The organism is Kitasatospora sp. NBC_00039, assembly GCF_045160625.1.
Taxonomy (GTDB): Bacteria; Actinomycetota; Actinomycetes; order Streptomycetales; family Streptomycetaceae; genus Kitasatospora.
In genome coordinates, this window is record NZ_CP108289.1 from 6,203,996 (window position 1) to 6,224,623 (window position 20,628).

The following is a 20,628-nucleotide window of genomic DNA, read 5'->3' on the forward strand; positions in this document are numbered from 1 at the left end:
TCGGGGCTGTGGGTCACGCCCGCGTCGCGCGGTTCACCTGGAAGAGGTGTGTTCCCGCTCGGGGACGCCGCCACCTGGCGGCGGGCGGAACTCCACGGGTGCGGCAAAGGCGGCTCGGCGGGTCGCCCGGCGCAGGGCACGCAGGACGGGGGTGCCGAGGGTGAGGCAGAGGACGACGGTGAGGGCGGCGCGGGGGAGATCCCAGCCGAGGGAGGTGGTGAGGCAGTAGGCGGCGAAACGCACCAGGTTGGCGCCGACCGGGTCACCGGGGACGAAGGAGATCGAACTCGCCAGACCGGCGATGTAGGGCCAGCCCTGGAGGTTCATGATCGTGCCGTAGAGCACGGAGGACAGCGCCCCGTAACCGGCCAGCAGGGCGAGTTCGCGGCGGCCGCGGAGGGTGGCGGTACCGGGCAGCAGGCCGGCGCCGAGGCAGACCCAGCCCATGGAGAGCATCTGGAACGGCAGCCAGGGTCCGACCCCGCCGGTCAGCAGAGCAGACGCGAACATCGAGAGTGAGCCGAGCACGAAGCCGAAGCCCGGGCCGAGCACCCGTCCGGCCAGCACCATCAGGAAGAACATCGGCTCCAGCCCGGCCGTCCCCGCGCCGAGCGGGCGCAGGGCCGCGCCCGCGGCAGCCAGCACGCCGAGCAGGGCGACCGACTTGGCGTCCAGGCCGGGCGCGCCGCCGCCGGCCGTGCGGCCCTCGGAGATCTGGGCGATCACGACGGCGAGCAGCAGCGGCAGGAGCAGGGCGAACAGCCACGGGGCGTCGGTGGAGTGGCCGACCAGCGCGGAGTCGGTGGCGGCGAGCAGCGGCCAGCCGAAGGCGGCCACGCCGACCAGGGAGGTGAGGAGCAGGGTCGCGATCGAGCGGCGGCCGAGGGGGACGGGGCGGGTGAGGACGGCAGAGCGGGTGAGGGGGCGGGGGGCGGCGGCGGGGCGAGGGGCGGCGGGGCGGTTCATCCGGCGCTCCCGTCGGGGCCGGTGCCGGCGTCGGGTTCGGCGCTGCCGGCGGGGCGGGTGCCGGCGTGGAGGGCCCGCTCGACCTGGTGGACGGTGAGCCAGGGGGAGGGGGCGAGGATCTTGGCGACCTGCGGGGCGAACGCGGGCGAGGAGACCACCACTTCGGCCGTCGGACCGTCCGCGACGATCTCGCCCTCGGCCAGGATCACCGTGCGGTGGGCGAGTTCGGCGGCGAGCTCCACGTCGTGGGTGGCGAGCAGGACGGCGTGGCCCTCGGCGGCGAGCGTGCGCAGGATCTCGACCAGACGGGCCTTGGCGGCGTAGTCGAGGCCACGGGTCGGTTCGTCCAGCAGCAGGAGCGGGGGCCGGGCGGTGAGGACGACGGCCAGGGCCAGGGAGAGCCGCTGGCCTTCGGAGAGGTCGCGCGGGTGGGCGGCGTCGGCGATGCCGGGCAGCAGCCGCTCCACCAGGGCGCGGCAGGTGCCGGGGGCGGCGCCCGCGTCGCTGTCGGCGGCGGCGCACTCGGCGGTGACGCTCTCCCCGTAGAGCAGGTCGCGCGGGTCCTGCGGGACGAGGCCGACCTGGCGGATCAGGTCGGCGGGCCGTGTGCGGTGCGGGGTGAGCCCACCGACCCGGGCGCTGCCGGAGGCGGGCGCGTGCAGGCCGACCAGGGTGCCGAGCAGGGTGGACTTGCCGGCGCCGTTGCGGCCCATGAGCGCCGTGATCTCGCCGGGGCGGAGGGTGAGGTCCACTCCGCGCAGGGCGGGGACGGGGCCGCGCTTGACGGCGAGGCGGTCGGCGACGGCGGTGGGTGTGGTGGTGGGTGTGGCGGGGGGCTTCGAGGGGGCGGCCGTCGGGGAGGGGGCGGCCGTCGGGTGCAGGCCGTCGAGCCGGGTGCGCAGGGCGGCGGCCTTGCGGCGGGCGTCGCGGACGGAGAGCGGCAGCGGGTCCCATCCGGCGAGCCGGCCGAGGCCGACCACGGGCGGGTGGACGGGTGAGTGCGCCATCACCTCGGCAGGCTCGCCGAGGACGGGCGGCGCGCCGGGGTTGAGCAGCAGGACCTGGTCGGCGTACTGGACGACCCGCTCCAGCCGGTGCTCGGCCATCAGCACGGTGGTGCCGAGGTCGTGGACCAGTCGCTGCAGCACGGCCAGCACCTCCTCGGCTGCGCCCGGGTCGAGCGCGGAGGTGGGCTCGTCGAGGATCAGCACGCGGGGGTGGACGGTGAGCACCGAACCGATCGCGACGCGCTGCTGCTGGCCGCCGGAGAGGGAGCCCAGGGCGCGGTCTCGGAGGTCGGCGAGGCCGAGCAGGTCGAGCGTCTCCTCGACCCGGCGCCGCATCACGTCCGGAGCCAGGCCCAACGACTCCATGCCGTAGGCGAGTTCGTCCTCGACCGTGTCGGTGACGAAGTGCGCCAGCGGGTCCTGGCCCACCGTGCCGACCAGGTCGGCGAGTTCGCGCGGCCGGTGCTCGCGGGTGTCGCGCCCGCCGACGGTGACGCGGCCGTGCAGCACACCGCCGGTGAAGTGCGGGACGAGGCCGCTGACGGTGCCCAGCAGGGTGGACTTCCCGGAGCCCGACGGGCCGACCAGCAGGCAGAGTTCGCCCTCGGGGATCGTCAGGTCGACGCCGCTCAGGGCCGGGGCCCCGGCGTCGGCGTACTGGACGGAGACCTGCTCGAAGGTGATCACGAGGCCCTCCGGGGCGGGTGCGGGGTGGCGGGTACGGCGGGCGTGGCGGGTGCGGCGGGTGGCTGTGCGGCGGCCTCGGCCAGGGTGCGGGCCTGGGAGGGGGCCGGAGTGGGGGCCTGGGGCGAGGCGGTCACGAGGCCCTCCGGGGCGGCTGCGGGGCGGCGAACGCCGGGACCAGGCCGACGAGGACGGCGGCGACGGCGGCCAGCGGCAGGGTGGGGGCGGTCGGCGGGACGACGGTGGGGGCGAAGGCGGCCGGGTCCTGGGCGGAGAGCCAGATCGTCAACCCGGCCACGGCGGCGCCCGATCCGGCGGTCAGCCACTCGGGCAGCGCCCACGGATCCGGCCGGTAGCGACTCCTGGTGGAACGCCGGCCGCCGAGCAGCAGCCCGGCGAACGCGGCGGCCAGACCGAGCAGCAGCACGGGCAGGGCCCAGCCGGCGCCCCCGGCGGTCAGCAGTCCGTAGGCGGCGAGGCAGACGCCGAGCAGGCCGGCCAGGGTGAGCACGGCGGTGGTCCGGGCGAGGCGCGGCGGGACGTCGGCGGTACGGCCGAAGCCGCGGGTGTCCATGGCGGCGGCGAGCGCCACCGAACGCTCCAACGCGCCCTCCAGAACGGGAATCCCGACGCTCAGCACGGCGGCGATGCCCCGGTCGGTACGCCCGCGCAACCGGCGCGCGGCACGCAGCCGCTGGACGTCGGCGACCAGGTTCGGCGCGAAGGTCATCGCCACCACGACGGCCACGCCCGCCTCGTAGAGCGCGCCCGGCAGCGCGCGCAGCAGACGGGCCGGGCTGGCGAGGGCGTTCGCGGCGCCGACGCAGACCAGCAGGGTGGCCAGCCGGAGTCCGTCGTAGAACGCGGCGAGCAGGCCCTCGACGGTGACCCGGCCGCCGATCCGCACGCCCTGCGCCCAGGCGGGCAGCGGTACTTCGGGGAGGGTGAAGAGCACATGCGTGCCGGGGACCGGCGAACCGAGCAGCACGGCGAACACCAGGCGGATGCCCAGCACCACCAACCCCAGCCGGAGGAACGCGCCGTAGGAACGCGACCACGGCGCATCGCCGCGCCGGGCGGCCACCACGTAACCGGCCACGGCGACGAGGAGCAGCAGGAGGACCGGATTGGTGGTCCGAGTGGCCGCCGCGCCCAGACCGAGCGCCCACAGCCACCAGGCCCCGGGGTGCAGCTGGCGGGGGCCGATGGGCGGGCGGCGAGTGGCGCGGGGGGCGCGGCGCGGGCCGGCGGCGCGGGGTGTGGTCACGGGGGAGGAGGTCCAGGTCGGGGGTGGGCGGGTTGGGGCGGCGTGGTGCCGGGGCGGGCGGCGGGCGGTGTGGCGTGGGGCGGGGGCGGGGGCGGGTCCTGGTCCGGGCCTAGGTCCGGGTTTGGGTCCGGGTCCGGGCAGTGGTGAGGGCGGGGCGGGGCGGGGTGGGTCCGGGGTGGGTCGGGGTGGGTCGGGGCTGACTCGGGGGTGGCCCCGGAGTAGGAAGTCGGACGGGCCGACTTCCTACTCCGGTTGGTCGTACGGGCGGTCGTTTTCTGTAGACCGGTCGTCATAAGTAGACCGGTCGATATAGACAGACCGGTCGGTATAGGTGGACCGGTCGACATATTCGGGCGCCCGGTTCAGCGGCGGCGACGCGCTTGCCAGACGGCGCCCGCGGCCAGGACGGCGACGAGCGCGGCGCCGGCGATCACGCCGAGGTTCGGGCCGCCGGTGCCGGGCGAGTCGTCGTTGCGCGCGGCGGCAGCAGTGGCGTCGGCGGAGGAACGGCCGGGGGGCTGATCGGAGGGCCGGCCGGCTCCGCCGAGCTGGTCGGCACAGCCGGCCTTCGGGTAGCCGGCGATGGCGCAGAGCAGCCCGCTGGTGTCGTACCGCAGCGGCGGGGCGACGGTGGCCAGCACCTCGGCCGAGCTGGCGTTGCCGGGTACGACGGCGCAGGCGGTACGGGGCCCGGGCGGGGTCTCGCCGCCGGCGTCGGCGGCGGTGCCGAAGTCCAGGACGACGCCGACGCGCTTCCGCCCCTGCTGCGCGGGCGTGCCGCCGCAGACGGTGGCGAAGTCCGGGGCGGTGCCGGGGCGGGCCGCGTCCCGGCCGCCGTCGGGGCTGACGGCGAAGCGCCATCCGTCCACGCCACCGTCCGGCGGCACGTACACGGAGGGCCCCTGCTGCTGGTAGGCCCACGCGCCGTCGGACCACTTCCAGAACGACCAGTACCGGTACCCGGCGGCCTGCGCCGGCGCGGCCCCGAGCACCAGCAGGATCAGCACCCCGGCCACCACTCCGGCGACGAACCGGACGAGAGCGGGCGCCACCCGCCGGCAGCGGCCGGAAGCAGCGGGTGCCGGGGTGACGGGTGCTGCCGGAGCAGCGGGTGCCGAAGCAGCCGCTGCCGGGGTGGCTCCTGCCGGGTGGCCCGGTGCCGCGGCTGCTGCTGCCGCGCTCACCGGTGCCGGCGTGGTGGGGCTGGTCACGGCTTCGGGCCACGCTTGCGCTGAATGCTCAGGACCACGCCGCCGCCGATGCCGATGAGCAGGCCGATGCCGATCGGCCACCACTGGCTGACGCTGCTGTCCTTCTTCCCCTTCGCCGGCGCGGAGGCCGTGGCGGAGGCCGTGGCGGAGGCCGAGGCCGGGGCGGTCGCCTTGGGCGCCGGGCCGAGGGCGGTCAGCTGGCCGACGAGGTCGCCGCCGAACGAGGCCGGGTCGCGCTGGGCGGCCTGGGCGACGAGCAGCAGGGTGGCGGTGGCGGAGGCGTCGGTGCCGCCCTTGGTCCAGGCGGTGCCCTCCTTGGCCAGCCAGTCCACCGCGCCGGCGGCCTGCTGCGGGTGGCCGCCCTGGATCAGGCCGAGCGCGGCCCAGGCGGTGGCGGTGTAGTCGGGGGCCGGGGCCGCGCCGGGGGTGGTGAGGGTGAGGTGCTGCCCGCCGGCGGCGAGCTGAGCGGTGAGGTAGGCGCCCGCGGTCTCGCCGGAGTCGGCGCGCAGCACGGCCGTCGGCGCCGAGCCGGCCGCGCTGGTGGAGCCGTCCGCGCAGGTGAGCGCCTTGGGCGCGGCGTCGGTCCGGTTGGTGTTGGTGACCGGCAGCTTCCCGCCGACGGCGGCCAGCGAGGCCTGGCCGGTGGCGAGGGCGTTCGGTTCGAGCGCACCGTCCGGCTTGGGCTGGTAGGCGAAGGCGCCGCGCTGGTCGGCGGGGGCGGCGCAACCGAGCTGGAAGAGCGCCAGCCCGTCGAAGGCGCTCCTGCCGGCCTTGGCGACGCCGGCCGGGTCCACCTTGGCGGCGAGCAGGGCGTTGACGGCGAGGCCGGTGGAGTCGGCGTCGCCGGGGCTGCCGGGGTTGTAGGCCCAGCTGCCGTCCGCGTTCTGGTTGGCCTTGAGCCACTGGACGCCCTTGTCGACGGCGTCCTGGTGCCCGCCGAGTGCGACCAGCGCCTGGACGGCGACGGCGGTCGCGTTGCTGTCCTCGGTCGCGGCGGCGCAGGCGGCCGCGGTGTCCGCGCGGAACGACGGCCAGCCGCCGTCCGCGCACTGCTGGCCGGTGAGCCAGGAGACGGCGGAGTCGGCGGGTGTCACCTTGGCGCCCGCCAGTGCGGTGAGGGCGAGCGACTGCCGCCACACCCCGTCGAACGTCGGGTCGCCCTTGCCGTACAGGCCCTCGGGGACGGCCGCGGCGCTGGGTGAGGGGCTGTCGGCGAGGGCCGGCACGGCGGCGGCGCCGGTGAGCAGCGCGGCGGTCAGGGCGGCGGCGCCCAGGCGGGCGGCGGTGAGCATGGTGGAGGTGAGCCTTTCGGTGAGCGGTGGCGGCCCGGGTGGGCCGATCCGTAGACCTCGACGGGTGCCGGGCGCGGGTGTGCCCGGTGTGGCCGCTCGCCCCTCCCCGGGCATTCCGACTCGCCCGGCCGTCCAGCGCCGGGCTCACGGTTGCGGGGTCAGTGCCGGATTCGCACCGGCTTTCCCCGGAGGAGAAGCGGGATGGAATTGTCCTGCGGCTCGACTCTAGCGGCCGGGCGGGGGCTGCCGAACCGGCCCGGGCGAGAACAGGTTCCACTTGGGCGGCGGGCACCGCCACCGATCGGGGGCGAGCACCGGCGAACGGCCCCACGGCAGCGGTGGGGCGGCGGCCGGCAGGCGGCCGACCGGCGTCACGGCAGGGTGAGCAGCCGGGCGGCGGTGTGCAGGTCGGCGCGGACCTCGGCGATCGAGGAGCGGCCGGAGAGCCAGGACACCAGCGCCGAGTGCCAGGTGTGCTCGATCACCCGGACGGCGGCACGCTGGCTCTCGCTGGGCGGACCGGACTGGCCGATCGCGTCCAGGATCAGCTGTCCGGTGGCGGTGCTCACGAGGTCCACCTCGGTGCTGACCGAGCGGTCCGCGAAGGAGAGCGCCCGGACCATCGCCTCCGCCAGTAGTGGTTCGCGCTGGAGCGCGTGGAACGCGCGGGTGAGTGTCTCGGCAACCCGCGGGGCCGGTTCGAGCTCGGCCGGAGGGTGCCGCCGGACGTGCTCCTGGAGGCTCTGCAACTGCTCCAGCATGACCGCGACCAGCAGATGTACCTTCGACGGGAAGTACCGGTACAGGGTGCCGAGCGCGACCTGCCCGCCCTCCGCGACCTCCCGCATCTGCACCGCGTCGTACCCGCCGCGGGCCGCCAGCGCGGTCGCGGAGCGCAGGATCCGCCGCCGCCGTTCGGCCTGCCGGGCGGTCAGCGGCGGGCCGTCGGGGTGCGGTGCGGGGGTCGGTGCGGAGCGCGGCGCGGGGTGCGCCGCGGCGGGCGGCGCAGGGTGTGGTGCGGCGGGCGACGGCAAGGGTGCTCCCGGTGCGCGAGAGTGGCGGGGTGCTCCTGAAGTGCCGGAGCATGTCCGGAACGGTTCCGGAGCAGGTCCGTCCGGCCGGTCCGGCGGAGCTGGTCCGGCCGGTCGGGCGGGTGATCCGGCGTGGCGTGAATCACCAGCCCTGGCTCCTGACGAGAAGCTACGGGCCGGTATCTTCAAGGTCTCTCATTGTTCACATGGTCAGTGGCGAACTCCACCTCACACTGAAACCTGATCTACTTTACCGACCGGCAGCACACCTAGTAGCAGAGATGGGGGCCGAGGATGACCGCGCGACCGCTGCGGATTGCCCTCCTGTCGTACCGCGGCGACCCGTTCTGCGGCGGCCAGGGCGTCTACGTACGGCACCTCTCCCGTGAACTGGCCAGGCTGGGCCACCACGTGGACGTGATCGGCGCCCAGCCGTACCCCGTACTGGACGAGGTCGAGGGCCCCGGCTCGGTCCGGCTGGTCGAGCTGCCCAGCCTGGACCTCTACCGCGCCGACGACCCCTTCCGTACACCGGACCTCGCCGAGTACCGCGGCCCGGTGGACGTGCTGGAGGTCGCCACGATGCGCACCGGCGGCTTCCCCGAGCCGCTGACCTTCTCGCTGCGCGCCCGTCGGTACCTCGCCCTGCACAAGGGCCGCTACGACGTCGTGCACGACAACCAGACCCTCGGTTACGGCCTGCTCGGCCTCGGGCGGCACGGGTTCCCGCTGGTCACCACGATCCATCACCCGATCACCGTGGACCGGCAGCTGGAGCTGGACGCTGCCCCCACCAGACTCCGGCGGCTGTCGCTGCGCCGCTGGTACGCCTTCACCCGGATGCAGCGCCGGGTGGCCGCCCGGCTGGAGCACATCATCACCGTCTCCGGCAGCTCGAAGCGGGAGATCGTCGAGCACCTGGGCGCCGCGCCCGGCGCGGTCTCGGTGGTGCCGATCGGCGCCGACACCCGGCTCTGGTCGCCGTCGGAGACGGTGCGGCGGGTGCCAGGCCGGATCGTCACCACCTCCAGCGCGGACGTCCCGCTCAAGGGGCTGGTGTACCTGGTGGAGGCGCTGGCCAAGGTCCGCACCGAGCGGGACGCGCACCTGGTCGTGGTCGGCAAGCCGCAGAAGGAGCAGGGGCCGGTCACCGAGGCGGTGCGCCGCTTCGGCCTGGAAGGGCACATCGAGTTCCGCAGCGGTCTGACGGACCAGGAGCTGGTCGACCTCTACCGCTCGGCCGAGGTGGCCTGCGTGCCGTCCCTGTACGAGGGCTTCTCGCTGCCCGCCGCCGAGGCGATGGCCACCGGTACGCCGCTGGTCGCCACCACCGGAGGGGCGATCCCCGAGGTGGCCGGGCCGGACGGCGAGACCTGCCTGGCCGTCCCGCCGGGCAACGCGGACGCGCTGGCGGCGGCGCTCGGCCGGCTGCTGGACGATCCGGAGCTGCGCGAGGCGCTCGGCGAGGCCGGGCGCGAGCGGGTGCTCGAACGGTTCACCTGGCAGCGGGCCGCCGAACTGACCGCCGAGGGCTACCGGGCAGCGATCGCCACCGGGGTCGGGCAGCGCGCCCGCTCCGGTCCGGGCTGGCGGTACGTGGCCTGACGGCCGCCACGTCACCCTCTCTTCAAGTCGTTCTGTCCCCCGCCCGGTCTGACGTGGCGCCGGAAGCGTTTGGTACCAAAGGAATGGGAGCCCCGCAGTGCTGACCGTTGATTTCTCGCGCTTCCCGCTCGCCCCCGGCGACCGGGTGCTCGACCTGGGCTGCGGCGGGGGGCGGCACGCGTTCGAGTGCTACCGGCGCGGGGCCAACGTGATCGCCCTCGACCAGAACACCGAGGAGATCGCCGAGGTCACGAAGTGGTTCGCGGCCATGGAGCAGGCCGGTGAGGCGCCCGAGGGCGCGTCGGCCGTCGCCATGGAGGGCAACGCGCTGGCCCTGCCGTTCGAGGACGAGTACTTCGACAAGATCATCATCTCCGAGGTGATGGAGCACATCCCGGACGACAAGGGCGTGCTCAACGAGATGTTCCGCGTCCTCAAGCCCGGCGGCCTGCTCGCCGTCACCGTGCCGCGCTGGCTGCCCGAGAAGATCTGCTGGGCGCTCTCCGACGAGTACCACGAGGTCGAGGGCGGCCACATCCGTATCTACCGCGGCGACGAACTCCTCGGCAAGCTCAAGGACGCCGGCCTGGAGCCGTACGGCACCCACCACGCCCACGCTCTGCACTCGCCGTACTGGTGGATCAAGTGCGCGGTCGGCGTGGACAACGACAAGGCGCTGCCGGTCAAGGCCTACCACCAGCTGCTGGTCTGGGACATCATCGGCACCCCGGTGATCAGCACCCTCACCAAGGCCGCCGAGAAGGCGCTCAACCCGGTCATCGGCAAGAGCTTCGTCGCCTACGCCTCCAAGCCCAACCGCGCCGAGACCGCCAGGGCCGGCGAGTGACCGCCGCCGTCCCCGAGGTGCTGCTGCTGGACGGGGTGCTCGACGCCGAGCAGGCCGCCCGCACCGTCCGCAGCATCCTCGCCGAGCAGCAGGGCGACGGCGCCATACCCTGGTTCACCGGCCACCACCTCGACCCGTGGGACCACACCGAGGCCGCGATGGCCCTGGACACCGCCGGCGAGCACGCCGCCGCCGAGGCCGCCTACCGCTGGCTGGCCGCCAACCAGAACCCCGACGGCTCCTGGTACGCGGCCTACAGCTACGGGCAGGGCGGCGGCACGGACGGCCAGGTCTCCAACTCCGCCAAGGAGACCAACTTCTGCGCGTACGTCGCGGTCGGTGTCTGGCACCACCACCTCAGCACCGGTGACGACGCGTTCCTGGACTGGATCTGGCCCGTCGTCAGGCGCGCCCTGGACTTCATCGTCGGCCTGCGGCTGCCCGACGGGCCGATCTCCTGGCGGGTCGACGAGAACGGCTCGGCGCCCGACGAGGCGCTGCTCACCGGGTCGTCCTCCATCCTGCACGCGCTCCGCTGCGGCCTGGCCATCGCCGACTACCTGGAGGAGCCGCAGCCCGACTGGGAGCTGGCGGCCGGCCGGCTGCGGCACGCCATCGCCCACCACCCCGAGCGGTTCCTCGACAAGGACCGCTACTCGATGGACTGGTACTACCCCGTGCTCGGCACCGCGCTGCGAGGCCCGGCCGCACTGGAGCGGATCGAACGGGACTGGGACCGTTTCGTCGTGCCCGGCCTCGGCGTGCGCTGCGTCAGTGACCGGCCCTGGGTGACCGGCGGCGAGAGCGCCGAACTGGCCCTCGCGCTCTGGGCGGTCGGCGAGTCCGACCGCGCGGTGGACATCCTGCGCTGGATCCAGAAGCACCTGCGGCACACCGACGGCTCGTACTGGACCGGCTACGTCTTCGAGGACGACGCCATCTGGCCGGAGGAGCGCACCACCTGGACGGCGGGCGCGCTGCTGCTGGCCGTCGCCGCGCTCGGCGGCGACCCGGCCACGGTCGCGGTCTTCGGCGGCGACCAGCTGCCCGCCGGACTGGTGGTGCAGGACTGCTGCTGAGGCGGCCCCGCGAGGCACTGAGCCGCCGAGCACTCGGCGTCCCAGTGCCTCGACGGCTGAGGCCTCGACGGCTGAGGCCTCGACGGCTGAGCGGCTCGGCTCAGCGGCTCGAGGCCTCGAGGCCTCAACGGCTCGGCGCCGCAACGCTGAAGGGGCGGGACCGGACTCCTCCGGTCCCGCCCCTTCGATGTTGCTGCTCGGGCGTCAGCCGCGCTGGATGCCCGAGGTGTCGGCCAGCACGCCCTGGGTGCCGTCCTGGAGCTGGGCGACCAGCGCGGCGCCGCGCTGCTCGACCGCCAGGTACCACGTGCCCGGGACCAGCTCGCCGACCGGGCCACCGGCCGGGTTGTCCTTCGGGGCCAGCTGACGCGGCGCCGGGACGGCGAACCAGAACGGCGCGAAGTCGGCGGCCGGGGCCGCCGGGGCGGGCTGCGCCTGGGCGGCCGGAGCCTGCTGGGCAGCGGCCTGCTGGGCGGCACCGTCCTGCGGCTGGCCGGCCTGCGGGGCCGGGTAGCCGTAACCGCCGGCCTGACCACCGAAGGCCGGCGGCTGCGCCTGGAGCGGGTCCTGGCCGGGGGCCGGGTAGCCGTACTGGCCGGGCTGGCCGGGCTGACCGGCGTGCGGGGCCGGGTAGCCACCCGGGTAGCCCTGCGGGGCGACCGGCTTGTCGGTCACCAGCGGCGCCTTCAGCGCGGGCACCAGCGGGGCGGCCGCGGCGGCACCGGCGAGCACGATCAGGGAGATGACGGCGAGCCAGGCGCCGAAGCCGTGGTCCAGGCCCTTCGGGCCGCCGCCCAGGGACCAGATCGAGGTCCAGAGCGCGGCGACGGCGAAGGCGATGCCCCACTGGTCCAGCCGCAGGCCGAGCACCTGGCGGTTGGCGGCCGCGGCACCCTGGAAACGCTGCACCAGGATCAGCACGGCGGCGAGGATGCCGAGCAGGAAGACGGAGGGCAGGACGGGGAACAGGACGCTGTCCCAGGCGTTCTGCGACGTGTCACCGCAGTACCTGCCACTGCAGTCCACGGTCCAGTACGGCAGGAAGGAGGCGATGAAGAGCAGGACGGCCGCACCTGCGACGGCGGCGTCTCCCCTGGTGAGAGCGCGCAGATTCACTAACGTTCCCCTCGTTGGTGTGTCGTGGACGGCGGTTTGCACGGTCGGCTTGACCGGCCCGGAAAACTCCGAACGGACCAGAAGCCTAGGGCCAACCGCCTCGCGGGTGCACAGCGGGCTCGGGAATGGGGCGAAGTCGTTGCAAACTGTGCGGGTCCGACTCCTGCCGTCCACCCGGTGGTCGAGCCGGCCCTCTCGGCCGCGGACGCCTACCGGCTGGTCAGAAACGTCGTCAGCGCGTCGGCGATCCCCTGGGCCGCCTGCTGGCGCCACTGAGGGTCCGTCATCCGCCTGGCGTCGGTCGAGTTGCGCATGTTACCGCACTCGATGAACACCTTGGGCACCGTCGAGAGGTTCAGCCCGCCGAGGTCGGAGCGGGTGTCCAGCCCCTGACTCGCCGTGTAGTCGGCGTACGGCTCGCCGGTCGCCGCGTGGAAGCCGTCGCGCAGCAGCAGGCCGAGCCGGTGCGAGGGTGCGACGATCGCGGAGTTGTCCGCCTTCCCCGCGACCACCTTGGCGGGCATGATCACGTGGAACCCGCTGCCGCCGGCCGGACCGCCGTCGCCGTGCACCGAGACCGCCGCGTCGGCGTGCGCCTCGGCGCCCGCGCGGGCGCGCTCGTCGATGCACGGGCCCCAGGGCCGGTCGCCGTCCTGGACCAGCACCACCGTGGCGCCGCGGGCGGTCAGGATCGCGCGGGCCCGGCGGGACACGTCCAGGGTGTACTCGGCCTCGGTGTAGCCGGCGTTGGTGGAGGTGCCGGTGGCGTCGCACTCCTTGCGGGCGTTGCCGATGTCGACCAGGCGGTTGATCTCGGTGGTGTGGGCGAAGTTGCCGGGGTTGTGGCCGGGGTCGAGCAGCACGGTCCGGCCGGCGAGGGCGGTGGACACGGGAGCGGACGCGGTGGTGGGCGTGGTCCCGGGGGAGGCCGACGGTGAGCTCGTCGGGTCCCCTCCGGCGGGGGTGGCCGGGGCACTCTCGGCGGTTGTCGGAGTGGACGGCTCCGAAGTGGACGGCGCCGGAGAGGCCGACGGCGCCGGCGGAGCTGCCGCCCCGGCCGTGTGGGCCGACGGTGCGGCATCGTCGGCCCGGCCGTGGTCGGCGACGGCCTGCCAGCCCAGCCAGCCGGCCAGACAGAGCGGCACCAGCGCGCCGGCCACCGTGGTGGTGCGCAACAGGCGGGAACGGCGGGGCGGTTCGTCGTGCGTACTGCCGTCGGTGGTGCGGGTCACGGGTGGTTCAGATCCTGTCCTGGGTGCGCGCGGTCAGGCCGTACGAGTCCGCGATGGTCTTCCACTTCGTCACGAAGTCCTTCTTCGCCTGGGTGGCCTGCGGGTTGAGCTCGTCCGCGTGCTTCTTGTCGGCGGTGTTCGGCGCCGAGCCGGAGCAGCCCTGCGTGGACACCGTGCGCGCCCAGCTCGCGTACGCGCGGTCGATGTCGGCGGACAGCTGCCAGGCCGACTTCAGCGACGCCACCGCGTCCGCACCGCCGGGCAGGTCGGTGACGGCCAGGGCGGCGAGCTTGGTGAGCAGCTGGTCGCGCTGCTTGGCGCCGGTGTCGAAGACCTGCGCCGCGCTGTCGATGTCGGCCTTGGACGGGCAGCTGGACACCTTGGCGACCGCGCTGCCGATCGGCGCCTTTGCGCTCTCGCCCTGGGTCAGCAGTTCGTCCAGCGTCTTGGCCTGGGCCTGCGCGCTGGGGCCGGCCGCGCCGGCCGTCGGGCTTGCGGACGCGGTGTCGGAGGCGGTCGGACTCGGCGCTTCGGCCGAACCGCCGGGCACCGGGGCGGGCTGCGGATTGCCGGAGGCCGTCGCGTCCGTGGGTGCGCCGGTGGCGGACGGGGCGGGGGCGGCCTTGTCGGCCGAGTCGCCGGTGCCCTTCACCGCCCAGAGGATGCCTCCGCCGATCGCCAGCACCAGGAGGAGGGCGAAGGTGATCAGCAGCGGCGCACGCTTGTTGCCGGGGCGGTCCTCGTCGTCCGGGTCGTCGTAGCCGGTGGCGTAGTCGGCGGGGTAGCCGGGGGCGTAGTCGGTGCGCTGGTCGGGCTGCCCGTACGGCTGCTGCTGGGCGTACTGCTGGGGCGGGTACGGCTGCTGGGAGTCCGGCCGCTGCGGGTACGGGGGCTGCGGCGGGGCCGCCGGGTAGCCGTAGCCGTCGGGGCGGGCCGGGCCCTGGTGCTGCGGGGCCGCGTGGCCCGGGAAGCCGCCGGCGGGCGGGGCCGAGGGCGGTGCGGCCGGAGGCGGGCCCGCCGGCTGCGGGGCTGCCGCCGGGAAGGCGGGCGCGGTCGGGGCGTCGTAGCCGCGGGCGGCCGACAGGTACGGGCGCGCGCCCAGCGGCGGGCCCTGGTCGCCGACGGCGCCCGGCCCGGGCGGCTGAGGCGCCCCGGCGGGCGGGGCGGCCGCGGGCGGGGGCGTGGCGGGGTTCTGGGCGGCGCCGGGGGCAGGCTGCTGCTGCGGGCCGCGGACCCAGCCGCCGGCGCCGCCGCGCGCCGTGGGGTCCCAGACCGCCGGAGCGGTGTTCTGCTGGTCCGTCATTGCGCTCTAGCCCCCACCGTCTGCCCGGATGCTCTGCCTGGTGCTGTGCCGTTTTGTCGCTGTTTCGTCGCCCGCGGCATCCGTCGGCGCCGCGCGGACACCGTACCGTTCGAACCCCCGCCCGACAGCCCCGGCACGACGTTAGAGCATCCGTGATCGCCGGTGGGGCGGGTCCGCGGATCTCGGCGCGGACGGATCAGGCGGCGGTCCGGCGCAGCACCCGCAGCGAACCGGTCACCGAGATCTCCTCGAACCCCTCGGCGAGCGCCCGCAGGTACACCCGGTACGGGGCCTGGCCGCCGTCCGCCGGATCGGGGAAGACGTCGTGCACCACCAGCAGGCCCTCGGGCGCCAGATGCGGCACCCAGCCCTCGTAGTCGCCGGTGGCGTGCTCGTCGGTGTGGCCGCCGTCGATGAAGACCAGGCCGAGCCGCCCGCCCCAGAGCGCGGCGATCTGCGGCGAACGGCCGACCAGCGCCACCACGTGCTCCTCCAGCCCGGCCGCGTGCAGTGTGCGGCGAAAGCGCGGGAGCGTGTCCATCCGGCCGACCTCCGGGTCCACCAGCGTCGGGTCGTGGTACTCCCAGCCGGGCTGCTGCTCCTCGGACCCACGGTGGTGGTCGACGGTCAGCGCCACCGTCCCCGCCTCCCTGGCCGCCGCCGCCAGCAGGATCGCCGAGCGCCCGCAGTACGTGCCGATCTCCAGCACCGGCAGACCCGTCCGCCGCGCGGCCGTCACCGCCGCCGCGTACAGCGCCAGCCCCTCGTCCACCGGCATGAACCCGGTCGCACCCTCGAAGGCCGCCAGCACCTGGGCCCCGGGTCGCGTGTTCTCCAGGAGGTCGGACATGCTGCAGCTCCTTGCCGGGGGTGGTCGGTACTCCGTACTCGCCGTCGGACCCTACTCGACGGTACGCCCCACCGTCCCGCCCACCCCGACCTGCGCCGGAGCCGGAAGCGGGGCGGCCCGGCCGGCTTTCCGCGTCCGGTCCGCTCGGGCCGCTCAGGGGGCGAGGAGGGAGCGGGCGATGCGGAGGCGGTGGGGGGCGAGTTCGGTGGCGATGGCGGCGGACTCGGCGGGGGAGGTGGTGACGGCGGCCGGGAGGGGCGGGCGCTGGGCGAGGAGGGCGAGGCGGAGGTGGGTCGGGGGGTGGGTGGAGTCCACGGCGGCCCGGTCCCGGGCGGAGCGGCGGAGCAGGCGCTCGCGTTCGAGCGGCGGGACGCCCGCGAGGTGGTCGCGGAGCCGGTCCCAGAGGGTGTCGGCCGGCGAGGCCTGTGGGGCCTTCGAGGCCTGCGAGGCCGGCTGGGCGTCGGCCGCGCCACGGCGGGTCGTCCGGGGGCGGCTCTGGTGGCCGGCGCGCACGCGGGAGACCAGCGTGCCGGCGGCCCCGTCGAGCAGCAGTGCTTCCAGCATCCCGCGGGCGGCCTCGGTGGACGCGGCCTGCGCGGCGAGCGTGTCCGCGTGGTACTCGGCCTGGTGGCCGGCCCGGGCGGTGAGCCGGTCGAGGAGGAACAGGGTCCGCATCAGCAGCCAGGCGAGGGAGTGCAGCACCGCGTTGCTGATGAGGCCGGCGACGTGGAACAGGAGCCGGAATCCCGCCCAGTGCGCGTGCCTGCGCGGCCGGGCGAGGTCGTACCAGTGCGCGAGCGCGCCGATCGCGGCGTTGAGCCAGAGGCCGCGCCGGTGGTCGCCGTTGACCTGGTGGGCGAGTTCGTGGCCGAGCAGGGCGATCCGCTGTTGTTCGTCGAGCGCCTCCCAGAGCGGCAGGCCCAGGGTGAGCACCGAGTGCCGGCGCAGCCCGACCACGGCGAGGCCGGCGTTGAACGAGCGGTCGACGCGGATCACCCCGACCGGCCCTGCTCCGAGTTCGGCCGCAACCCGGTCCGCCAGGCCGTAGAGGGCGGGCGCCTGGCTCCGGGTCAGCACGCTCTCGCCGCGCGGCACCCGGCCGATCCGGGGGCGCAGGAGGACGACGACCGCGAGGGCGGCCGCACCCAGGCACCGGAGCGGGGTGCTCCCGGTGACGAGCAGCCAGAGTGCCCAGCCGAAGAGGGCGGTGGTGACGAGGTGGACGAGTGACGCGACGGCCGCCGCGGCGAGCCAGTCGCGTCGTCCGGCGGAGGCGGTGCGGCCTGCGGCGAGGTCCTGGTAGAGCTGCTCGGTCCGGGCGGCCACCGCCCGCTCGCGCGGGGTGGCAGGGGCGGCAGGGGTGGTCGGATCGGTCGCGGCGTCGTGCTCCGGTACGAGGTTCCATTCGCAGCGGGGGCACCAGACGGCGAAGCGCGGGTCGGCGTCCAGCGGCGCGGCACACTGCGGGCAGGTGTGGGGCGTGGCGCCGGGGGGAGCGTCGGCAGGCGGGGTGGGGGCGGCCGGAGCGGCGGGTGAGGACACGGCGGATGATCATGCCACTGGTGGCCCGCGTCCGGCACCCGTCTTCCGCTGCCCGGGGGCCGCAGGCGCTGCCCGGCGGGCCGCCGAGTGGAACGTGTTCTACTCCGGGCAGGCGCGCCGTGCCAGAATCGGCCCGACCACCGATCCGAGGGGAACCCGGGAGCAGCCCCATGCGCGCAGCCATCCTGTACAAGACCGGCCAGGACACGCTCGACGTCCGCGACGACGTGGTGGCGGTCGGCTTCGGCCCCGGCAAGGTGAGAGTCCGCCTGCGGGCGGCGAGCCTCTGCCACTCCGACCTCTCGGCGATGAGCGGCGTCCTGCCGCAGCCCGCGCCGTTCGTCCCCGGCCACGAGGGCGCCGGTGACGTGGTGGAGGTCGGCGAGGGCGTGACCGGCATCGAGGTCGGCGACCGGGTGGTGCTCTGCTGGATGGCGCCCTGCGGCCGCTGCGCCCACTGCGAGCGCGGGCGCGGACACCTCTGTGTCTCCAGCCTGCGCCGGCTCGGCGCCCCGGGGTTCCGCTACGACGAGGACGGCGTCCCGGTCGAGGCCTCCGGCTTCTACGGCACCGGCTCGTTCGCGGAGGAGGTGGTGGTCGAGCGTGACGCCGTGATCAAGGTCCCGGCCGACCTGCCGTACGAGCTGGCCGCCCTGATCGGCTGCGGTGTGACCACCGGCATCGGTGCCGCCGTCCACACCGCGCAGGTCGAGCCGGGCGCCTCCGTCGCGGTGATCGGCGCCGGCGGGGTGGGCGTCGCGGCCGTCCAGGGGGCCCGGGTCTGCGGCGCGGGCCGGATCGTCGTGGTCGACCCGGTCACCTCGCGGCGGGAGCGGGCGCTGGCGTTCGGTGCCACCGACGCGCTCGCCCCCGAGGAGCTGAAGGGCGTCGCGAAGGGCATGCCGGGCGGCGGGTTCGACTACGTCTTCGAGGCGGTCGGCCGCGCGGCCACCGTCCGGGCCGGGTACGACGCGGCGCGGCGCGGGGGAGCGGTGGTGGTGATCGGCGCCGGAGCGCAGGACGACCTCGCGCAGTTCACCATGGGCGAGCTGTTCTTCAACGAGAAGCGGCTGCTGCCGTCGCTGTACGGCGGGGCGTCCGTGCCACGCACCATCGCGCTGGTGGTGGACCTCTGGCGGGCCGGGCGGATCGACCTCGAGGGGATGATCACGCACCGGGTCGGGCTTGCGGACGTCAACGAGGCCATCGCGCAGATGCGGGGCGGCGAGGCGCTGCGGACGGTCGTCACGCCGGCCTGATCGCCGTCGCCGGACGTGACAGGGCCCGCCGGTGCACCCGGCGGGCCCTGTCACGTACTGCGGGAGCGGGCTCAGCCCTGGTCGGCTCCGGTGCCGAGCCGGTGCCGCCCGTGCGGGTCGGCCTCCGGGCGGTCGTCGGCGGCGGAACGGCCGCGGTGGCGGCCGTGCGACGCGGTGTCCTCGGCCGTGGTCCCGTTGGCCGCGGGTCCGGTGGTGTCGGTGAGGGTGTCGGACATCAGAATCGTCTTCCGTGCGAGGGTGCAGGTGCTTCGGCGCCAGGCGGGCGCCGCGGGCGAGTCGGGCGCGTGACCGGCATGATCGGGCGCAGCAGCCGCGCCAGAGCCGGTGATCACGGCCCGTGCCCCGGCCACCATAACGGCCGGAACGGGCGAGATCCTATCGAGATCCTGATGGATGGTCCGCGAACGGCACGGCTCCGCGCGGCCCGCCCGAACCCAACCAGTGGCCCACCAGCCGGCGGTACAGCGGCGACAGCACCTGGAGATCGCCGTGCCGTGCGAGCACGCCGCGGCCGCCGTCCAGCAGCAGGACGCGGTCGGCCCGGAGCGTCGAACTGATCCGGTGCGCCACCACGACGAGCACCCCGGGCCGGGCCGCGAAGGCCCGCTCGACCCGGTCCTCGGCGGCGGCGTCCAGGTGGCAGGAGGCCTCGTCCAGCACCACGACGGGGGCGGGGGAGAGGTACGTCCTCACCAGCGCCAGGAGTTGGCGTTCGCCGGCCGAGAGCGCGCCCGGATCGGCGAGCACGGCGTCGGGGCCGCCGAGCCGGGCGACGAGCGCGTCGGCGCCCAGGAGGGTTGTGGCGTCCGCGAGTCGGGGGTCGTCGGGGCGGGCCTCGGCGGGCGCGTCGGGCCAGCAGAGATTGGCGCGGACCGTACCGGGGAACACGTACGCCTCCTGCGGGAGCAGCGCCACCAGGCGGGCACGCCCGGCGTCGGGGAGCAGGTGCGGGCGGACGCCGTCCACGGTCACCTCGCCGTCGAGCGGCACCAGTAGGCCGGCGAGCAGCGCGGCGAGGGTGGACTTCCCCGTTCCGCTCGGGCCGACCACGGCCAGGTGCTCGCCGGGGGCCGTCGTCATGTCGAGGCCGTCGAAGACCGGTTCGGCGGCAGGGCCGTGGGCGTAGCGGAGGGCGGTGAGGCGGAGGGTGGGGGGTTCCGGCCCGGCGCCGGGTTCGGGGCCGTGGCCCGGACCAGGGTCGCGATCCGGCTCGGGTACGGTCTCCGGCTCGGGTACGGTCTCCGGCTCGGGTCCGGGTTCCGGCTCCGGTTCGTCGGAGGTGGTGGCGAGGCGGTCGAGGACGACGGCCAGGCCCAGCAGCCAGCCGCCGACTGTACCGGCCAAGGTCCTGACCGCGGGGTCGAGTTGCTGGAGCAGATAGGTGGCCACGCCGAGCAGTTCGCCGGGCGTGAGGCCGCCGCCGCCGAGCAGCCAGGGCGCCGCCGCGACCACCGCCAGCACGGGCAGCCGGCCGCCGAGCGCGACCACCAGCGACCGGGCCGCGGCGGCCCGGCCGAGCGCGCGGGAGGCGGCGGCGCTGTCCCCGGCGCCGGCGGCGAGTGCCTCGGCCGTCCGCTGCCGGGCGCCGGTGGCCTGGATGTCGCGCAACCCGTGGAGGGCGCGGCCGGCCTCGGCGGCGAGGCGCTCCTCGGCAAGCACGACGGCGCGGCGCCGGTCCACCAGCGGGCGCAGCAGCCGGGCGAACAGCAGGCCGGCGGCGAGCAGGGGGACGAGGACGAGCGGCAGGACGGCGGGCGCGAGCAGGGTCAGACCGACCAGGGCCGCGGCCAGGGTCACCCCGGCCCCGCGCACCGTCCGTAGCAGGGTGGCGGTCAACTGCCACGCGGATTCGACCTGTTCGGTGAGCCGGGCGATCTCGGCCGGATCGGCGTACGGCCGGGCGAGCGCGCTCCGGACGACGCGTTCCACCAGAGCGTCCCGCAGCGGTTCGACCACGGCCGCGAGGTGCGGGAACCCGGCCCGCGCCGCGTACGCGCGGGCGGCGGTCACCGCCCCGATACCGGCCAGCCAGGCCACCCCGACCGCCGGCCGCCCGGCCAGGAACCCCTGGTCCACGGCGGCCGACACCATCAACCCCGACACCAGCGCCGGCAGCGCCTCGAGCCCGGACCATCCGAGCAGCCGCCACAACGCCCCCCTCGTGCTCGCGAGCTGCCGCCCGAGCAGCGCCCAGCCGGGCGAGCGGTGCTGCACGAGAAGTCGGCGGGGCCGACTTCTGGTGTGAGCCGGGGTCGCCCCCACCGGCTCGGAGGGGACGGGGCCCGCTCCGGCGCCGTCGGGGTCGGAGAACGGCTC

The 20,628-nt window shown here is 75.6% G+C and carries 18 protein-coding genes and 1 riboswitch; of the genes, 4 read left to right on the forward strand and 14 right to left on the reverse strand.

Features of this window, described 5'->3' with window-relative positions; all coding sequences use genetic code 11:
- Positions 1 to 33: 33 nt before the first annotated feature.
- From OG286_RS27610 to OG286_RS27640, 7 genes are all read right to left on the reverse strand, one after another.
- The gene (locus OG286_RS27610; RefSeq protein ID WP_405365846.1) at positions 34 to 966 is read right to left on the reverse strand and encodes an ECF transporter S component; all 933 of its coding nucleotides are present in this window, start codon (positions 964 to 966) and stop codon (positions 34 to 36) included.
- Positions 963 to 2,660, reverse strand: coding sequence for an ABC transporter ATP-binding protein (locus tag OG286_RS27615; RefSeq protein WP_405365847.1), 1,698 nt, complete (start codon positions 2,658 to 2,660; stop codon positions 963 to 965). Before OG286_RS27615 ends, OG286_RS27610 begins: the two co-directional genes overlap by 4 nt.
- Positions 2,657 to 2,794, reverse strand: coding sequence for a hypothetical protein (locus tag OG286_RS27620; protein WP_396319536.1), 138 nt, complete (start codon positions 2,792 to 2,794; stop codon positions 2,657 to 2,659). The genes OG286_RS27615 and OG286_RS27620 overlap by 4 nt, the downstream gene beginning before the upstream one ends.
- Positions 2,791 to 3,864 (reverse strand): CbiQ family ECF transporter T component, encoded by a 1,074-nt coding sequence (locus tag OG286_RS27625; protein WP_396319659.1) that lies wholly within the window; start codon positions 3,862 to 3,864, stop codon positions 2,791 to 2,793. Before OG286_RS27625 ends, OG286_RS27620 begins: the two co-directional genes overlap by 4 nt.
- 422 nt (positions 3,865 to 4,286) lie before the next feature.
- Positions 4,287 to 4,976, reverse strand: a complete 690-nt coding sequence (locus OG286_RS27630) for an SCO2322 family protein (RefSeq protein ID WP_405359661.1) — start codon at positions 4,974 to 4,976, stop codon at positions 4,287 to 4,289.
- Between the two features lie 155 nt (positions 4,977 to 5,131).
- On the reverse strand, positions 5,132 to 6,427 hold the full coding sequence (locus OG286_RS27635; RefSeq protein ID WP_405359659.1) for a prenyltransferase/squalene oxidase repeat-containing protein: 1,296 nt from the start codon (positions 6,425 to 6,427) through the stop codon (positions 5,132 to 5,134).
- A gap of 108 nt (positions 6,428 to 6,535) precedes the next feature.
- Positions 6,536 to 6,613: riboswitch (cobalamin riboswitch) on the reverse strand.
- Between the two features lie 185 nt (positions 6,614 to 6,798).
- Positions 6,799 to 7,461: a TetR family transcriptional regulator gene (locus OG286_RS27640; RefSeq protein WP_396319533.1), complete on the reverse strand. Its 663-nt coding sequence runs from the start codon at positions 7,459 to 7,461 to the stop codon at positions 6,799 to 6,801.
- A gap of 291 nt (positions 7,462 to 7,752) precedes the next feature.
- Between OG286_RS27640 and OG286_RS27645 the strand changes: the two genes are divergently transcribed.
- The 3 genes from OG286_RS27645 (at position 7,753) to OG286_RS27655 (ending at position 10,989) form a co-directional block, all read left to right on the forward strand.
- Positions 7,753 to 9,063 (forward strand): glycosyltransferase family 4 protein, encoded by a 1,311-nt coding sequence (locus tag OG286_RS27645; protein ID WP_396319532.1) that lies wholly within the window; start codon positions 7,753 to 7,755, stop codon positions 9,061 to 9,063.
- Between the two features lie 97 nt (positions 9,064 to 9,160).
- Positions 9,161 to 9,910, forward strand: a complete 750-nt coding sequence (locus OG286_RS27650; protein WP_396319531.1) for a class I SAM-dependent methyltransferase — start codon at positions 9,161 to 9,163, stop codon at positions 9,908 to 9,910.
- Positions 9,907 to 10,989, forward strand: a complete 1,083-nt coding sequence (locus OG286_RS27655) for a prenyltransferase (RefSeq protein WP_396319530.1) — start codon at positions 9,907 to 9,909, stop codon at positions 10,987 to 10,989. The genes OG286_RS27650 and OG286_RS27655 overlap by 4 nt, the downstream gene beginning before the upstream one ends.
- A 204-nt stretch (positions 10,990 to 11,193) precedes the next feature.
- On the opposite strand, the gene OG286_RS27660 is transcribed toward OG286_RS27655, so the two are convergent.
- The 5 genes from OG286_RS27660 to OG286_RS27680 form a co-directional block, all read right to left on the reverse strand.
- Positions 11,194 to 12,105, reverse strand: coding sequence for a hypothetical protein (locus OG286_RS27660; RefSeq protein WP_405359656.1), 912 nt, complete (start codon positions 12,103 to 12,105; stop codon positions 11,194 to 11,196).
- Positions 12,106 to 12,314: 209 nt separating this feature from the next.
- Positions 12,315 to 13,337 (reverse strand): N-acetylmuramoyl-L-alanine amidase, encoded by a 1,023-nt coding sequence (locus tag OG286_RS27665; protein ID WP_396319528.1) that lies wholly within the window; start codon positions 13,335 to 13,337, stop codon positions 12,315 to 12,317.
- A 7-nt stretch (positions 13,338 to 13,344) separates the two neighbouring features.
- Entirely contained in the window at positions 13,345 to 14,640 is a 1,296-nt protein-coding gene (locus tag OG286_RS27670) for a hypothetical protein (protein ID WP_405359654.1), read from the reverse strand.
- A gap of 196 nt (positions 14,641 to 14,836) precedes the next feature.
- Positions 14,837 to 15,490, reverse strand: a complete 654-nt coding sequence (locus tag OG286_RS27675) for a class I SAM-dependent methyltransferase (protein ID WP_405359652.1) — start codon at positions 15,488 to 15,490, stop codon at positions 14,837 to 14,839.
- A 153-nt stretch (positions 15,491 to 15,643) separates the two neighbouring features.
- Positions 15,644 to 17,032: a M48 family metalloprotease gene (locus tag OG286_RS27680; protein WP_405359650.1), complete on the reverse strand. Its 1,389-nt coding sequence runs from the start codon at positions 17,030 to 17,032 to the stop codon at positions 15,644 to 15,646.
- 170 nt (positions 17,033 to 17,202) lie between these two features.
- On the opposite strand from OG286_RS27680, the gene OG286_RS27685 reads away from it, so the two are divergent.
- A complete protein-coding gene (locus OG286_RS27685; RefSeq protein ID WP_396319524.1) occupies positions 17,203 to 18,291 on the forward strand; it encodes an alcohol dehydrogenase catalytic domain-containing protein in 1,089 nt (362 codons plus the stop codon).
- 71 nt (positions 18,292 to 18,362) lie between these two features.
- Here the strand turns inward: OG286_RS27685 and OG286_RS27690 are convergent, their stop codons facing one another.
- Complete coding sequence (locus OG286_RS27690) at positions 18,363 to 18,527, reverse strand: hypothetical protein (RefSeq protein ID WP_396319523.1); 165 nt, start codon at positions 18,525 to 18,527, stop codon at positions 18,363 to 18,365.
- Positions 18,528 to 18,687: 160 nt separating this feature from the next.
- Positions 18,688 to 20,526 (reverse strand): ATP-binding cassette domain-containing protein, encoded by a 1,839-nt coding sequence (locus tag OG286_RS27695; RefSeq protein ID WP_396319522.1) that lies wholly within the window; start codon positions 20,524 to 20,526, stop codon positions 18,688 to 18,690.
- Between the last annotated feature and the right edge of the window lie 102 nt (positions 20,527 to 20,628).

Excerpts from the sequence above, each read along its gene's own strand:
- OG286_RS27610 (WP_405365846.1), bottom strand. The coding sequence starts at position 966 with ATGAACCGCCCCGCCGCCCCTCGCCCCGCCGCCGCCCCCCGCCCCCTC.
- OG286_RS27635 (WP_405359659.1), bottom strand. The coding sequence starts at position 6,427 with ATGCTCACCGCCGCCCGCCTGGGCGCCGCCGCCCTGACCGCCGCGCTG.
- OG286_RS27645 (WP_396319532.1), top strand. The coding sequence starts at position 7,753 with ATGACCGCGCGACCGCTGCGGATTGCCCTCCTGTCGTACCGCGGCGAC.
- OG286_RS27670 (WP_405359654.1), bottom strand. The coding sequence starts at position 14,640 with ATGACGGACCAGCAGAACACCGCTCCGGCGGTCTGGGACCCCACGGCG.
- OG286_RS27675 (WP_405359652.1), bottom strand. The coding sequence starts at position 15,490 with ATGTCCGACCTCCTGGAGAACACGCGACCCGGGGCCCAGGTGCTGGCG.
- OG286_RS27685 (WP_396319524.1), top strand. The coding sequence starts at position 17,203 with ATGCGCGCAGCCATCCTGTACAAGACCGGCCAGGACACGCTCGACGTC.
- OG286_RS27690 (WP_396319523.1), bottom strand. The coding sequence starts at position 18,527 with ATGTCCGACACCCTCACCGACACCACCGGACCCGCGGCCAACGGGACC.